The following is a 16,340-nucleotide window of genomic DNA, read 5'->3' as shown; positions in this document are numbered from 1 at the left end:
TTTCCAATTTTTGTATTGACATTTTGTTACATTCGAAGTTATATTGTTTTTGTGCAAACGTTTGCGCACTGCAAAAAGCACGAATATGGACGATGGTAAACACAAGAATAGGCGATGATGTCAGAGAGGAGGCAGGACAGGAAAACGTTCGGGAACAGGATTGAACAATAATCAAGCCGTCACTCCGTGAACTAAATGTCTGAATAGACGGCTTCATATCGAGGGAGGTAGGATATGAAAATAGCACGACGGATCGGCGCATTTCTTTTATCGTTGCCGCTCATTTTTTCATTGCAGACCACTGCTGCTTTTGCAGAAATTTCCGCTTCTCATGTGTATCATAATCATATGCCGAATTTTTGGGCTTACTATGACACTTCCCAATATGCTTCAGCTTCAGTCGGAACTCCAATCCGGTACACATACGATGGTCAGGTTATTAATTTGAAAAATAGCCCTCCTGCCGGATATCCTTATTATCTGCCCAGCGGGGCACCAATGCCGCATGACGATCTCGTATCATACTATACGCATCACGCCAAAACCGGAGCTTATTTGTCTTGGCCGTGGCAGGTGGCTGGCGATTTGAAGAACAACCATCCTGCTGCTGGTATGCAGGTGACGATGTCAGGCTCACTGCTTAACAACGTAGACAGCTTTATGTATACCAATAATGTAAACGGTTACAATAACAAAAATTGGGGCGCTCCTTGGAAGAACGCCTACAATAATCTCAAAACCGTCAATGGTGAACGAACGATGGATCTCATTCATTTCTCAGGTCATCATTCCATGGGGCCCCTGGCTGGAAACGAATATTTACTCAAGGATCTTATCTATCAGAATGCGGTGATGGCTCAGCCTTTTTTCCTGGGCGATTCGTTTAAATCCTCCAAAGGATTTTTCCCCACCGAGCTCGGGTTCTCGGAACGAATAATTCCGGTACTCGACAAGCTGGGCATTGAATGGTCAGTCATTGGAAACAATCATTTCTCACGTACATTGCAAGATTATCCCCTGTTGAATGACCCCGGAAAGGATACGATGGTGTCGCCGCCAAACCGCGCGGACTTACAGAATACCAGCAATGTGGGCTCGTGGGTATCTTCTCCGATGTTTAACGAGAAGCAGGTGGTATACAACAAATATCCTTTTGCCTCCACACCGCATTGGGTTCGATACGTCAATCCTGACACGGGTACAGAGAAACGTGTCGTTGGCATTCCTGTCGCTCAGGCTGAATCATGGGAGGAAGGTTATCAGGGCTCGGTCAAAGCTGATGCACTCAAGCCGTTCGAAGGCATGGTGGATCAGAAGCAGTTTTTTGTCATCGCACATGACGGAGATAACTCCTCGGGTCGAGCTGGTTCGGAGGATACGTGGCGTAATGCGGGTAATGTGACTTATTCCCAACAGGGAGTAAAAGGGGAAAGCATCAACGAATATTTGCGTACGAATACCCCGAAAACTGATGACGTTGTGCACGTGCAAGACGGATCGTGGATCGATACACGCGACTCGTCGTCCGATCCGACGTGGTATCATTGGCGTCTGCCTTTTGGCATATGGAAAGGACAATTCGATGCTTTTAACAAAGCCACAGGTCTCAATCTGGAACCGAAAAAAAATCTGGATGGTGTCCAGGAAGGCATGACGGTATCGTTCGAGTATGGCTATCATTATCTGGAGCGCAATTTCGCTCTGGAGCAGGCTGCACTCAATTATGCTAAGACAGCTGAGCAGATCTGGCTGGACAGTCATCCGAATTACTGGAAGCCGACAACGGCGCTTGATCGTGAGATTACGTATGAAGGCAACCAGCTTAATCCATGGATGATGGCTTATCCGGTCAAAGGGGATCCGTCCAACGACTACAAAGGTGGCGCCAATCCGGCCGAGTTAAGCTGGTATTTCCTTCTGCCGGCGCTGGATTCCGGCTTCGGCTATTACGATGAGAACGTAGATGATGGTGTGAAGCCGACCTTGTCGTTCAACCAGTCATTATTCTTTTCCAAGCCCTATGTAAACACCCAACTGGCAAAGGATCGTACGGGCCCATCGGTGTGGTGGCCTCAGCGTTATCCGTATAATCCCGGCAGTGCCAATGTCAGCAAGGCAGAAGGCTGGACGCTCCATTATTTTGACAATACCTTTGGCATTTACACCTATGCCTATGATGCAAACGGAATCAGTGATATCAAAGTGAAGGTGCGTACGCATCGCGACAAGCTGGCCGACGCCAAAGACAATACGTTCCGTGTGTATGATCCTGCAGATCTCAAGGCGAAGGGAGTAGCTAATATTGACCCAGCCAAGGTCAGCACATGGAAGGAATACCCGATGAATAAACGCGACTTGAAAGCGGATATCAACGGTGTCGCCTGGCAGCCAAGCAGTACGGATATGTTCAAACGGGTACCTGCTCAGGAGATCGGTGACCTGTATTATACGTATTTTGACGAATTCCAGGATCAAATGGTCGATTATTATATTGAAGCGGTTGATGCCAATGGCAATGTTACCCGGACTGACATTCAGACTGTCTATGTAGGTACAGGAAAGTACACCAAAGATTCATCTGGAAAAATAGTGGAGGATGCCAATGGCTCCATTAAAGGTACACATCCGTTCCTGATCGTAGACCGAACACCACCAGAAGCACCAACGGATGTGAAGACAGTGGGGGTCACGGACCGCAGTGTTACACTGGAATGGACCGAACCCACCGATGATGTCGGCGTGGAGGGTTATGACATTTACCGCGATGGTACCCAGGTGGGGAGTTCCAAGACAGCAAGTTATACGGACACCGGGCTCCAACCTGAAACCGAATATGAGTATACGATCAAGGCGAAGGACAAGGCGAATAATAGTTCAGCCGCGAGCGCTCCTTTGAAGGTGACGACGCTGGGGGCAGATACACAACCACCAACGGCACCTGCGAATGTGAAAGTCAAGGGGATGACTGCTTCGTCCGTGACACTTGAATGGACAGCCAGCAGCGACAATTACGGCGTGGCACGGTATGACATTTACCGGAATGGCAGCAAGGTAGGAGAAAGTGTGAAGCTATCGTTCACGAATGAATCTCTCACTCCTGCCACCAGCTACACCTATACGGTGAAGGCGGTGGATGCTGCGGGCAACATGTCTCCAGCCAGTGCACCCGTGACGGCGGAGACGGAAGAGGGCAATGTCGTTACGATTTATTACAAGCAGGGATACACGAATCCAAGTATTCATTACCGCCCGACAGGCGGAACGTGGACGACGCCTCCTGGGGTAGTGATGCCAGCGGCAGAAATGCCGGGTTACAACAAAATGACGATTGATGTAGGTGCGGCTACCGGTTTGGAGGCGGTGTTCAATAACGGCAGTGGCACATGGGATAACAACGGAGGGAAAAATTATCAGTTTCCTCTGGGCGTCAGTACTTACAGCGCAGGGAAAATCACCGAAGGTGCGCCGGTAGTGGATGTAACAGCACCAAGCGTGCCATCCGGATTAGCGGAAACATCCAAAGCGGCGGACCGTGTCACGCTGACATGGGAAGCTTCAAGCGATGATGTTGGTGTGGCCGGATATGAAATTTTCCGTGACGGAACGAAGGTGGGTACAAGTACAACGCCTGGTTACACAGACAGCGGCCTGAAGCCTTCAACCACTTACAGCTATACGATCAAATCCTATGATGCAGCGAACAACAAATCTGCCGCCAGTACCGAACTTGCGGTAACGACGGACGCTGCCCCGGACAGCAACAGTGTGACCATCTATTACAAACAGGGATACACAAGTCCGAATATTCATTACCGTCCGACGGGCGGAACGTGGACGACACCACCTGGCGTGGTGATGCCAGCAGCAGAAATGCCGGGTTACAACAAGATCACCATTGATGTAGGCATGGCAACCGGTCTGGAGGCGGTATTTAACAACGGCAGCGGTATGTGGGACAACAACGGCGGGAGAAACTATCAGTTTCCGCTGGGGGTTAGCACGTACAGTGCGGGAACCATTTCACCAGGTGCCCCTCCAGGGGCGCAGACTGCTTTGGAGATGGGGAAGAGAGAGGATTTACTCTCGGCTTTCAATAGGCAAGTTACTTTACAGGCAATACATCGAAAGAGCGCGTGATAGTGTAATATAGTCACAGACTTTAGGTCATGCCTTGGACCCCTGTTCATCTTTTGGGATGACAGGGGTTTTGAGTGGTAGTTGACAAGAATAATTGTAACAATTATAGTTACAACATAAAGTTTGAATTTACAAATCAAAGGAGAGATTATGATGAAAATTGGAATTATTGGTGCAACAGGCAAAGCGGGACAGTTGATCTTGAAAGAAGCTGCGGACAGAGGACATGAGGTTACAGCCATTGTTCGAAATGCATCCAAGGTGGAGGATAAGAGCCTGAATGTGCTCGAGAAAGATGTATTCGATCTTACAGGCGAAGATGTCAAATCATTCGACGTAATCGTCAATGCGTTCGGTGCACCGGCAGGTAAAGAAAACCTGCATGTTGAAGTGGGACAGGCCTTGATCAATGTCCTGAAGGACGCCCCTAATACACGTCTGATCGTTGTGGGTGGAGCGGGCAGTCTGTTCACGGATGAAACCAAAACCTTGCGCATTGTGGACTCCCCAGGATTCCCTGATGCTTACAAAGCAACAGCGACCAACCAAGGGCAAAACCTGCAGGATCTGCAAGCATCCTCCGGTATTCAATGGACTTTCCTAAGCCCAGCGGGATTCTTTAATCCGGAAGGCGTGCGTACTGGCAAATATCAAGCCGGCCATGACGTGATTATGATGAACAGTGAAGGCAACAGCTACATCAGCTATGCGGACTATGCCATTGCTTTGGTGGATGAGATCGAAAATCCGAAGCACATAAACGAACGCTTTACGGTTGTTGGCGAAGTGAAGTAATTGATTTAACATAATATCAGCAGATAAACGGACACTAATCACTATTCCTATAGTGATTAGTGTCCGTTTTGTGATGGTGATGGTGTTATGAGCTGTTTTCTATAATCCGGGTTATGCTGGACACAACCTACGCCACCTAATGAGGTGCAACGTCATGTGTAATCGTGTTATCTATGGATTCAGCTGCCGAATCCATACTATCAACACCATCTACAACCTCAACGAGCCCTACAGCCAATGTGGTGACTGCCGCAGCGGCAACCAGATGTTTTGCCCCGAGCTTTACTCTCTCCATATCTTCTTCTTTCATGCCAACGACAACATCTTTACCACCTTTATACACATACTTAGCTGATATGACTACACCTTTAGCTGTATTGGAAACAGCTCCTCCAATATCGGTAAGTCCCGTATCTAACGCTGTACTGTCCTTTCTGATCACACCACTCGCCATATCATATGTACCGCTGGCAAGTTGTCCTACCGTTTTCCCTGTATTAATCGTAGCTTTCTCTACACCATTACCAATTTCTTTAATGAATGGACTTCCTGTAAGTTCTCCAGCCACTCTAACGGTGCCGCCGAGTACTTTTCCGGTAACTTCTCCAGCAAACTGACCCAGTTCTTTTAAAAATCCCATATATATTCCCCACCTTTTGAAATAAGGTTGCACATGTGCTGTCTGAATCTTTTATCTTAATTATATAAGTATATGAGCGATAAGACTATTTACGTTCAGATTCATCAAGCGTTCCCACATTTTAGAAGTGTCTCAAGGAGCAGCGACGCAGTGGAGGGCACGGAATCGATTCTGTAGAAGCGAAGCGTGCGCCTTTGTATCCAAATTTCAACTAATGAAAAGTTGATTCAAGAAAATTTGGATACAACAGCGCTCGAAAGAAAGATCCGTACCCGTAACGCCACCTGCTGCTCATCAGTCACTTATTTCCGTGTTAGTCGATAAACCCTTCCAACATAACGGTCGGCAAGCCGTTAGATTGCCATGCACCTTTGCTGTAACCGCCGTTGTAGCCCGGCGTTGCTTCAGGCTCCCAATAGAACACGCCTTTACCTTTGCTGCTCGGCAGGTTGCGGAATTGCGTTTTCATTGCTGCGACAAAACTTTTACCAGCTGCCGGTTGGGTATTATCCATCCCGATTTCCGATACGATAATCTCTTTGCCGTATCTGTTGATCAGGTCCTTGGCATTGTTTACAGCATTGGTCACAGCTGTGTTCCAACCCGAAGCGGAAGGATAAAGGGACATGGCAATCATGTCAAAGTTGGCGCCGTTATTGATCAGACCACCGATATTCCATACATAAAGGGCATTGTCATCCCCACCTGCCAGGTGAACGATGGTTTTGGTGTTGGTGCTGATGGATTTCACGGCATTATGACCCGTGTTCACCAGCCACGCATAATTTTTCATGTTGGTGGATGCCTTTCCATCTTCCCATAACATGCCATTGCTTGTTTCGTTACCGATTTGAACCCAGTCTGGAGTTACGCCTTTGCTCTGCATAGCCGTCATGACTTCACGCGTATGGTTCCATACAGCATCCATTAACTGTTGGAATGTGTAGTTTTTCCAGGCCGCAGGTTTCGTTTGTTGACCTGGATCAGCCCAGGAATCGCTGTAGTGAAGTGTCAGCATGACACTCATGCCTGCATTTTTGGCACGCAGGGCCAGAGCCGCTGCACGGTCCTTGTTCATGTAACCGTTCCCATAATCATTCGAAGGATTAACAAAAACACGAATACGAACGGAGTTAATCTGGTAATCATTTTTCAAAATATCAATAATATCACGCTGTACGCCGTTCTTGTCTTTCCATTTGTAGCCTTGCGCTTCCATTCCCGGAACCCAACTGATGTCGGCTCCTTTAGCGAAGCTCGGTGCGGCATCGGCATGCTGGCCTGAGGGCAGGATAATGGAGGTGAACAATAAAACAAAGACCAGAGCGATGGATATTTTGAAACCCCTTACATTTTTGGGCATTACAATAGGCCTCCTCAAATATAGGTTGAATTGCAACCTAATTATAGCGGCCATCGTTTACTCAACTATAGGGTCCATTTCCAATATTCTGGTTGTTTTTTCAATCATTCTTCCGGTAAAAGACAAAACAAAAAGCCGTCCGAAGACGGCTTTTCTACCCGTGGCGCTTTTTGAAACCTTGATCCGTATCCCGCGCCTCCATCAGCATCAGTTAATTTGAGCTAGTGGATCGGGTAAGGGACACGTTCAACATGTCATTAGAAATGTTGACGCACCTCCTTTCCTTGTGCCAAGAGTATACACCACCCATTTTCGAAAAGCTAGTCTTTTTTTCGTATTAATGCAAAAATTATTTCTCGGTTTGGAACATCGTAATATCCCGATCATAATGACTCTTCGTACCGTTATCGTTGCGAATTCTTACGCTATCTTCGCTGATCTGCTCCACGATGCCACGGCCGACTTCACAGTATACGCCAGCCGGATCTTCCTGCCATGCAGTTACCGTACATTGGGATAGCGCAGCCGTGAAAAACTCAATATTTTTTTGTAAAGTTCTAGGTTTGTTCGATTTCATTATATACTCCTTTAACAAATGCAATTTTGGAATGTGAACAGCAGCCGGACAATTTACACTGTACATCACTTTACTCTGTCTCTTTCTCTTTGTAAAGGGATGGAAAAAGTTATCGCCATGAGTTATCATTTACATAAATTTTACACTGCATTTACACTGCGATGACGCTTGTATCCAATCACGAATAGTACAATTATATCATGTAAGCAAGGATAGAGATGCAATACATTCGGAGGCCATACATGCATAGAGATATTAAAACAGGCAATTACGTTAACCGTGACTTAAGTTGGGTAGAGTTCAATCGACGTGTGCTCCAGGAGGCGCAGGATCCAACCACACCTCTGCTGGAACGCATGAAGTTTCTTGGCATTGTCGCCAGTAATCTGGATGAGTTCGTAAGTGTCAGGCTAGCGGAGACAAAAGAAAAGATTAAGGCGGGATTTACGCAAAAGGATTTTACGGGGTACACACCCTCCGGCTTGTATCGGAGATTGATTAAGCGAACGGGGACGATGGTCGCCGAGCAATATAAAACGTATCGGGAACTCATTCGTCTGCTCGCCAAGAAGGGCGTGCATTTTCAGGAATATACAGATCTGAATATGACTCAGCAGCGCGCAATGGATCAATACTTTCATGACATTATTTTCCCCGTGCTGACACCAATGGCGATTGATCAGAGTCGTCCATTCCCTCTGGTACACAATAAGTCTGTATATCTGTCTGTGATGCTGCAGAAGGAAGAAGAGCAGGACGGTGAGCCATTTCTGGCTATTGTTCAGGTACCTTCCAATCTGCCACGCGTAGTTCAGGTGCCTCTTCGGGCGAATAGTAAAAAGAAAACATTCATTCTGATTGAGGATCTGATCAAACATCATATTCATACCTTATTCAGCGGATATGTTCCGCTGGCTGTGCAAGAGTTCAGGGTAACCCGCAATGCGGATCTTTCCATTAATGAAGAAGAGGCTGAGGATTTACTTGAAGCGATTGAGAAGGAGCTGCGGCGCAGACGCCGGGGAGCACCGGTGCGATTGGAAATCTGCAAGGATTTTCGCCCGGATGCATTGCTGGAGTTGCAGGAAGAGTTCGAAATTCAGGACCCTGTGTATGAGATCGATGGACCGCTGGATTTGAGTTTTTTGGCCGGGTTTGTGGATAGTCTGGAAGGGTTTACTCATCTGAAATACAGTCCGGTGCAGCCAGTGTATCCCTTGGAATTCCTTCCGCGGGAGAGTCACTTTGAATTGCTGCGCAAACGGGATGTGCTCGTTCATCATCCATACGAATCATTCGAACCGGTAACAGACTTTATTGTGGAAGCTTCGGAAGACCCACGCGTGATGGCGATCAAAATGACGTTATATCGGGTGAACGGAGATTCCCGTCTCATTCCCGCACTGGCTCATGCAGCCGAGAGTGGCAAACAGGTAACGGTTGTTGTTGAGTTGAAGGCCAGATTTGATGAAGAGCGGAATATTGCATGGGCACGCACGCTGGAAAAGGCAGGGTGTCATGTTGTATATGGATTGGTCGGATTAAAGACCCATGCCAAAATTATTCTTGTTGTACGCAGGGAACAGAGCGGTTTGAGAAGGTACGTACATGTTGGAACAGGTAACTATAATGAAAGTACAGCCAAAGTGTATACCGACGTGGGACTGTTCACTTCCAACCCCATCATTGGTGAAGATGCGTCGGAACTGTTTAACGAAATTACCGGATATTCAGGACCCAAAGCGCTGCAGGCATTTCGCGTCGCCCCAGACGGCATGAAGGACGAACTGTTCGCGCTCATTCGTCGGGAAACAGAGCATGCGCTGAAGGGCAGACCGTCCAGAATTATTGCCAAAATCAATTCCTTGTCCCATCAGGATATGATTGATGAATTGTATCTGGCATCTCAAGCCGGAGTACAGATCGATCTGATCGTACGTGGGGTATGCTGTTTGCGTCCAGGGGTGGAGGGACTTAGTGAGAATATTCGTGTAATCAGCATCGTGGATCGATTCCTGGAACACTCCAGACTGTTTTATTTTGAAAATAACGGGAACCCGGACGTGTATCTATCCAGCGCAGACTGGATGACCCGTAATTTGAAGCGGAGAATTGAACTGATGTGTCCCGTATTTGATCCGGAGCTGAAGAAGATGCTGGTCGACATATTGAATCTGTCGCTTATGGATAATGTGAAAGCAAGGGAGCTTATGCCTGGCGGCAATTATGTATTTGTACAAAATGAAAAGCCCCCGCTGAGAAGTCAGACGGAGGCGATGGGCATTATTCCCTGGAAGCCTGCTGAATGGAGTGCGATAACGTAACTCCCCAAGCTTCCTGCAAATCTTTGACGGCCTCTTCAAGGCCGCTCACTTCCAGTAACGGCTCGGCTGAACAGATGAATTGCATCTGCAGCGAGTCGTTTTCTTTTGCTGCCTTGATGGAAGTAATCCTCTCAGATCGATTAATCGCTTCAGTTACGCGCAGCAGAGAGCCCAAACGATGGGCGTGCCTTTCATCCGAATCCTTTAGAATGTCCCTGTGCTTATGCAGCAGCTGGGGCGTTCTTTTTTTTGGATGATAATCGGCTGCAATGGCGCTCAGGATCGTCTCCCGATGAGATAGTCCATAGATGCTTGCATTCATGATCCAATAAGCCGAGTGCTGCGGATACCGGAAGTAGTTAATCTGTTTGCCAGCCATGTGCAGCATGGAGACCGTGTACAGAATACGGGCATCTGCTGGATCAGGTGCACTACCTTGCAGAGCAGTATAAAGGGTAAGTGCATCATGGTGGATCCGATTCAGACGTTTCTGCGGAATGGGTGGACCAAAATGAATGAAGTTGCGAATGCTGTCCCGCAGCGCATCTGGCACGACCGGCTTGCCTTCGGCCAGGAGATCCCTTAGCAAACCATCGCGTAATCCCGCTCCACTCACGACATAACGGTCCCCCTGGATCATTCGGAAGACTGTCCGCAATATAAGTACACCTGGAACAATAATGTCCGCACGATCCTTGGCAAGTCCGGGTACTTTCTTGCGTTGTGCGGAGGTTAGATGTGGCAAAGAACGAGCGATATTTTCCATCTCTTCTGCACCAATTTCGTAATGATGCGTAACCGGTAATGAATACTGCGTTCTCTTCTGTTCGATTTTGGCCAGTGTTCGCATGGTACCACCAAGCCCTATGAGAGGGAGTCCGGGGTGCTGTCCGATCCAATCCTGATCACTTAATGCTTGTATAACTTCATTACAAAGTGCAGTCACACTCGTTTCAGTCCACTGATCTTCCCCGCCATAACGGGCGTGTGAGTTAACCGCGCCAATAGGCAGAGAGATGCTGTGTAGTCTTTTTCGATCACGGAATACAGTGATTTCGGTACTGCCGCCGCCAATATCCACGACGTAACCATCCGCCAGATCAATGGATTGAGTGACGCCAAGGAAACCGTAATAGGCTTCCTGGTCGCCAGATACACATTCGATGGTAAGTCGAGTCTCGGCTTCCAGCCAACCTATAATTTCTGAGGCATTGCCTGCATTCCGAATGGCAGCTGTAGCTGCAGCACGAATTAGTTTGGTTTGATAAGCTTCGCAAGTAGCCCTGAATTGTTGCAAAATGGTGATGGCCTTGTCCAGTGAAGGTCGCAGGATGGTTCCGTCTGGTTCAACCACATTGCTTAGACGAGCGGCATATTTGTCTTCATGAATGATGCGATAGGCCCCATCCTGATCGAGTTCATAAATAACCAGACGAATGGAATTGGAGCCGATATCGATGATTCCGATGATTTCGTTATGTGTCATAAGCATCTCCTTCTACAGAAGTAATCTACCCGATTTTCAGCAAGGCAGCCATGGCTTCCGGTGAACCCGGAGGCGTCGAGGAGAAGGGCGTGGTCAGCATGACTACAATGATGAAGACGATAAAGCAGGCAAACAGAATACAACTTACAGCAAAACCACGGTTGCTTTTCTTCATAAACAGTCGAATACCTGTCACGAATAGAAGTACCGTAATGGCTACCAGAACGATAGAAATTGCAAAATAGGCTACGCCATACAGTGATTTGAAAAATGATTCCATGTCTTCTGAACGCTCCTTAGATCCTCATTTTTAAGCCTCTCCAAATCATTCCTTAGTAGCATACGATAGATTGATGCGTTTGAAAAGCAAACTAGGCGCCTGTTACAGCCTTGAACCAAGCTGATAGACTTTATCCATGGAAAAGGGGCCCCTGCCTTGGACAGACATCCAAGAAAGCGCGGCTCCTGTTGAGTATGTATAAGGAAGGACTATTGTTCACGAAAGGAGATCAACCCATGTCGAGACAGCTTGCAAGCAAATGGCTGAAGACAGCGGCTCTGTTGAAATATCCGGCAGCTGCCGTCCACATTCCACAGACGAAGGCGTTCAACTCGGGGAATCTGCTAAACATGCTTAGTCAATATGGAATGGTGTATATCAAACCTGTTGTCGGTGGTGGAGGTTACGGTGTCATTAGGGTATCAGCAAGTGGAGGAGCCTATCATTATACTCATATGAAAGTAACCCGCTCTTTTTCTCATTTTAATCAAATGTACCGCTCCCTGATCCGTGTAAAAGCCAGAAGGAGATACCTGATCCAGCAAGGCATTCATCTGGCGACCATTCAAGGCAGACCCGTCGATTACAGAGTCAAGGTCGTCAAGACGGAAAGAGGCTGGGTATTCCGTGCTATGGTGGGACGGCTCGCGCGTCCGGGACTGGTTGTGACTAATCTTTGCAAAGGAGGAACGATGCTGTCCGGCCGGAGAGCGCTTGGTCTGTCCCTTCCACATATTTCGGGAAAACACAAACGTCGAGAGATGCGTTCACTGACACTCACCTGTACGCGAATTATGGAAAGTCAATTCCCGGGTGTGGGGCAGCTTGGCTTCGATTATGGACTGGATCATTCCGGCAAGATATGGATTTTGGAAGTGAACACCAGACCACAGTGAAAATAGTGAAAAAAAGCTAAAAAAATCCAAAGGGAATCCGATAATATTATAGAAGGAAACGAGATGGAAAACGTTTGAAATTCAGGAATTAAGGGTAATTTACTCGCATCAACTCTTGAAACTATGAATTTATTCTAAAAAAAATACTCTGATAATCGTTCTGTTTGATAAGCAGCGGTCCTGTGTATAAATACTGTCCACACTATCCACGTTGATCAATCAACATTTTTACCATTTATCAACAAACTATACACAGGATTTCCACATGATGTTGTGGATAACAAGAACGCTTGTTCTCTTTATGAATCTCTGATATGATAGTTTTGAGGAAAAAAAAGGAAAGGTTGTGGCGGGAAATGGCTATGTTATCCGATGAGATGTTGTTGGATTCTTACCATAAGGCGATTGAGTTGAATCTCGAACGAGATTTCATCGCACTGCTGTTGGAAGAAATCCATAAGCGCAAACTGGGTACCGACGTATCTGCCATTCTTCACTAGAGATCCTCATTGCAGGCAATGTTACAAGTATCCGGACATGTCCCATAGACTGACAAGCCATAGCGTGCTTGTCTGACAATGGTGACAGTACATCATATGATTGCAAACGTTTTCCGCTTCGTCTGCCGTGTCAGAGGAAGTGTGAATGGCGTAGGGGCTGTATGGTCCGGTGTAATCGTCCAATTTGCCGCATTCTGACAGTCCCTGAAGGCAGTGGGGACAAGCCTGCTCCGGTACAACCAGACCGTTACACAGCGGGCATATATAAGACAAGGGTATCCCTCCTGATGTTGAATTCACTCAGGAGTAAGATACCCTTTTTTGTGTCTTTTATGTTCTATAAGATTCCATAAGGAATTAGCGCTTCATGTTACTGCTGTGTCCCGGGGACAACTTGGCTTCTGGGTCGAAGTAAACCTTGGCATTGTTGACTGCGGTTGGCGCTTCACCGAATCCGACAGCAATCAGCTTCAGCTTGCCTGGATAAGTTGTAATATCTCCGGCAGCAAAGATACCCGGAATCGAAGTTTCCATGCGAGAATCGACCACGATGGAATTGCTATCAATCTCAATGCCCCATTCTGCGATGGGTCCCAGGGAAGAAACAAATCCAAAATTGACGATGACATCATCGACTTCAATTTCTTGTGTTTCCTTCGTTTTGACGTGAGCCAAAGTGACCTTGGTAATGCTGTCTTCACCGTGAAGTTCCGTAATTTCGGTAGGTGTAACGATGTTCACTTTGGAATTCATCAGATTTTCAACACTGTGCTCATGCGCGCGGAATTTGTCGCGGCGATGAATCAGGGTTACTTGCTCAGCGATCGGCTCGAGCATAAGCGCCCAGTCAACAGCGGAGTCACCGCCACCGCTAATCAGTACTTTTTTGCCGGCAAAGGCGTTCAGATCACTGATAAAGTAGTGCAGATTGGTTTTTTCGAATTTGGCCGCACCCTCAAGCTCTAGACGACGGGGTTCGAATGCACCCACGCCTGCAGTGATAATTACGGCTTTGGCGTGATATTCATTCACGTCGGTTTTAACGACGAAGTGACGTTCTTCTAATTTTTCTACCGATATAACCTTTTCCTCAAGACGGATGTTGGGGTTAAAGTGGCTCATTTGCTCCACCAGGTTATTCACCAGTTCCTGCGCGGTTACTTTTGGGAACCCGGCCACATCATAGATGAATTTTTCGGGATAGAGGGCGGCAAGTTGTCCACCAAGTTGAGGCATACTTTCAACCAGGGTAACAGATGCCTGACGCATTCCTCCGTAAAACGCGGCGAACAGACCCGCAGGGCCGCCACCAATAATAAGTAAATCGGTCATGTCATGACCGGCAGTTTGTGCAGTCAAGAATCAACAACACCTTTCATATTTTAATAGGTAGTTAACAGAAATAATGGAGCCGGGTACGCAGGGTAACCAGCGTTTGTTGCTGAACTGTCTTTCTCATTATAAACGGTGTAAACTGGGTTGCAAAGTTGGCAGTTTGATGAATCTGGGAACAATAGATGAAGATCAGGTGAGAATAGGATGAAATTGGAAATGAAAGGTTATGAAAAATAACAAAAAAAAACTTGATCTTTGCCAGAAATACAGATATCCTTGACCTGTACTATGTGTTTTTTTGTCTAATTTAGCCCCAATTTGTAATGTGAAGACAATACCCGCGTTTTGTTGAATCTTGTGTATAATTTCACAATTTTAAACGATAACTTGCATGCAAAAAGTTCAAATACATTCGCGAAGTTAACATTTGTCGTCATAATGGATAAGACCTCATCAATATGGGTAAGTAAGAGCCTTTTTACAACAAAACAATCGAATGGCTGATGCGAGCGAAACTGGAAGGGGTATAGACATGAGCAGTATTCCCAAAATCGTCATCCTCGGCGCGGGCTATGGCGGGATTCTGACAGCCCAGCGGCTGCAGAAGGAATTAAACTATAACGAGGCCGATGTCACGTTGGTGAACCGGCATGATTATCATTATATTACTACACACCTACATATGCCGGCAGCCGGCACAGATACCATTGAACATGCAAGGGTTCCGATTTCAAAGCTGATTGACGAGTTCAAGATTGATCTGGTCAAATCTTCGGTGAAGGAGATCCGCCTGCAGGATCGGAAGATTATTCTGGAGGATGGCACGTTATCCTATGATTATCTGATTATTGGACTGGGTGGAGAACCGGAGACCTTTGGCATTCCAGGTATGCTGGAGCATGCCATGACGATTCGCAGCATTAATTCGGTCAGAATGATTCGTGAGCATATCGAATATCAGTTTGCGATGTACAAAAACGATAATAAACGTAACCGCATTCGTTTTGTCGTAGGTGGGGCTGGCTTCAGTGGTGTCGAATTCGTGGCTGAACTTGCGGATCGCATTCCTCAGCTTTGCAAGGAATTCGACGTAAATCCCAAAAATGTGCACATCTATAATGTGGAAGCAGCGCCTTCAGCTCTGCCGGGTTTTGACCCGGAACTGGTTGAGCATGCAATGAACGTCTTGAAGAAGAAAGGCGTTACTTTCAAAATCGGCGTTCCGATCAAGCAATGTCTGCCGGACGGAGTTATTGTGGGTGAAGGAGAAAAACTCGATGCAGCAACGGTCGTATGGACCGGCGGTATTCGTGGGAACGCCCTGCTTGAGCAGGCTGGCCTTGAAGTGATGCGTGGACGGGTGAAGGTCGATGAATTCCTTCGCGCTCCAGGGCATGAGCATGTCTATGTCATCGGTGACAACTCACTGGTATTCAATAACGAAGGGCGCCCATATCCACCAACTGCTCAGATCGCGATGCAGCAGGGTGTTAACTGTGCCAAAAACGTTGTCGCTGCCATTCGCAAGAAGCAGCCACAGCCTTTTGTGTTTACAAGTAAAGGTACAGTTGCATCGCTGGGGAAAGGTGAAGCTATCGCCGTCGTAGGCGGTAAGAAATACAAGGGATGGAAGGCGGCCCAGCTGAAAAAGCTGGTGGATCTTCGGTACTTGTTTATCATCGGTGGCATTCCCCTGGTACTGAAGAAAGGGCGGTTTTTTGGATGAGACATTGCAGTGTCCAGGTCAGAGGCTTACTCACACGTGAAGAACTGGATCGTTACAACGCCCTGATGCAGGTTGGCGGTTATCTGGAGGAACAAGATCAGTATGATCTGGCTTATATCGTTCAGAAGGAAGTTGATATTCTCATTTTGCCTGCGATTGAACGGCTTAAAGAGAAGGGACGCGACCGTGACCGGGCAACAGCTGAATTTCTGGAGTCTTTGAAAGCGGTTGATGAAGAGGATCAGGATTAAGCAATCACAGCAATCACGTTATCCAAAAGA

Annotated in this window: 14 protein-coding genes; 7 read left to right on the top strand and 7 right to left on the bottom strand. The window is 47.1% G+C overall.

The annotated features are described in order from the left end of the window. The first annotated feature begins 234 nt into the window (after positions 1-234). The gene (locus MHB49_RS28575) at positions 235-4,137 is read left to right on the top strand and encodes a carbohydrate binding domain-containing protein (protein ID WP_405153872.1); all 3,903 of its coding nucleotides are present in this window, start codon (positions 235-237) and stop codon (positions 4,135-4,137) included. Between the two features lie 153 nt (positions 4,138-4,290). Further along, positions 4,291-4,932, top strand: a complete 642-nt coding sequence (locus MHB49_RS28570; protein WP_405157262.1) for an NAD(P)-dependent oxidoreductase — start codon at positions 4,291-4,293, stop codon at positions 4,930-4,932. A 136-nt stretch (positions 4,933-5,068) separates the two neighbouring features. On the opposite strand, the gene MHB49_RS28565 is transcribed toward MHB49_RS28570, so the two are convergent. The 3 genes from MHB49_RS28565 to MHB49_RS28555 form a co-directional block, all read right to left on the bottom strand. Further along, positions 5,069-5,572: a hypothetical protein gene (locus tag MHB49_RS28565; protein WP_247899261.1), complete on the bottom strand. Its 504-nt coding sequence runs from the start codon at positions 5,570-5,572 to the stop codon at positions 5,069-5,071. A 313-nt stretch (positions 5,573-5,885) separates the two neighbouring features. Continuing rightward, positions 5,886-6,935 carry an arabinogalactan endo-beta-1,4-galactanase gene (locus MHB49_RS28560; protein WP_405153871.1) on the bottom strand — a complete coding sequence of 350 codons (1,050 nt, stop codon included), beginning with the start codon at positions 6,933-6,935 and terminating at the stop codon, positions 5,886-5,888. Between the two features lie 349 nt (positions 6,936-7,284). After that, positions 7,285-7,512 carry a hypothetical protein gene (locus MHB49_RS28555; RefSeq protein ID WP_072735535.1) on the bottom strand — a complete coding sequence of 76 codons (228 nt, stop codon included), beginning with the start codon at positions 7,510-7,512 and terminating at the stop codon, positions 7,285-7,287. Between the two features lie 242 nt (positions 7,513-7,754). On the opposite strand from MHB49_RS28555, the gene ppk1 reads away from it, so the two are divergent. Next, on the top strand, positions 7,755-9,836 hold the full coding sequence (gene ppk1 / locus MHB49_RS28550; protein ID WP_247899260.1) for a polyphosphate kinase 1: 2,082 nt from the start codon (positions 7,755-7,757) through the stop codon (positions 9,834-9,836). Here ppk1 and MHB49_RS28545 read toward each other — a convergent pair. Both MHB49_RS28545 and MHB49_RS28540 read right to left on the bottom strand, forming a co-directional pair. Next, positions 9,796-11,322: a Ppx/GppA family phosphatase gene (locus MHB49_RS28545; protein WP_405153870.1), complete on the bottom strand. Its 1,527-nt coding sequence runs from the start codon at positions 11,320-11,322 to the stop codon at positions 9,796-9,798. The genes ppk1 and MHB49_RS28545 overlap by 41 nt on opposite strands. A gap of 25 nt (positions 11,323-11,347) precedes the next feature. Continuing rightward, positions 11,348-11,602 carry a hypothetical protein gene (locus MHB49_RS28540; protein WP_090904514.1) on the bottom strand — a complete coding sequence of 85 codons (255 nt, stop codon included), beginning with the start codon at positions 11,600-11,602 and terminating at the stop codon, positions 11,348-11,350. 236 nt (positions 11,603-11,838) lie between these two features. Between MHB49_RS28540 and MHB49_RS28535 the strand changes: the two genes are divergently transcribed. Both MHB49_RS28535 and MHB49_RS28530 read left to right on the top strand, forming a co-directional pair. Beyond that, entirely contained in the window at positions 11,839-12,498 is a 660-nt protein-coding gene (locus MHB49_RS28535) for a YheC/YheD family protein (protein ID WP_247899258.1), read from the top strand. A 356-nt stretch (positions 12,499-12,854) separates the two neighbouring features. After that, positions 12,855-12,998 carry a sporulation histidine kinase inhibitor Sda gene (locus MHB49_RS28530; protein WP_247899257.1) on the top strand — a complete coding sequence of 48 codons (144 nt, stop codon included), beginning with the start codon at positions 12,855-12,857 and terminating at the stop codon, positions 12,996-12,998. A gap of 21 nt (positions 12,999-13,019) precedes the next feature. Here the strand turns inward: MHB49_RS28530 and MHB49_RS28525 are convergent, their stop codons facing one another. Both MHB49_RS28525 and MHB49_RS28520 read right to left on the bottom strand, forming a co-directional pair. Further along, complete coding sequence (locus tag MHB49_RS28525; protein ID WP_405153869.1) at positions 13,020-13,271, bottom strand: hypothetical protein; 252 nt, start codon at positions 13,269-13,271, stop codon at positions 13,020-13,022. Between the two features lie 84 nt (positions 13,272-13,355). After that, entirely contained in the window at positions 13,356-14,330 is a 975-nt protein-coding gene (locus tag MHB49_RS28520) for an NAD(P)/FAD-dependent oxidoreductase (protein WP_247903294.1), read from the bottom strand. Positions 14,331-14,865: 535 nt separating this feature from the next. Here MHB49_RS28520 and MHB49_RS28515 point away from each other — a divergent pair. Beyond that, the gene (locus MHB49_RS28515; protein ID WP_247899255.1) at positions 14,866-16,059 is read left to right on the top strand and encodes an NAD(P)/FAD-dependent oxidoreductase; all 1,194 of its coding nucleotides are present in this window, start codon (positions 14,866-14,868) and stop codon (positions 16,057-16,059) included. Next, positions 16,056-16,310: a hypothetical protein gene (locus MHB49_RS28510; protein WP_024632648.1), complete on the top strand. Its 255-nt coding sequence runs from the start codon at positions 16,056-16,058 to the stop codon at positions 16,308-16,310. Before MHB49_RS28515 ends, MHB49_RS28510 begins: the two co-directional genes overlap by 4 nt. Positions 16,311-16,340 lie beyond the last annotated feature (30 nt).

Source organism: Paenibacillus sp. FSL K6-0108 (assembly GCF_045040695.1).
Lineage (GTDB): Bacteria > Bacillota > Bacilli > Paenibacillales > Paenibacillaceae > Paenibacillus > Paenibacillus pabuli_B.
Note: the sequence above shows the minus strand (reverse complement) of the source record. Positions and strands in the feature narration are given on the sequence as shown.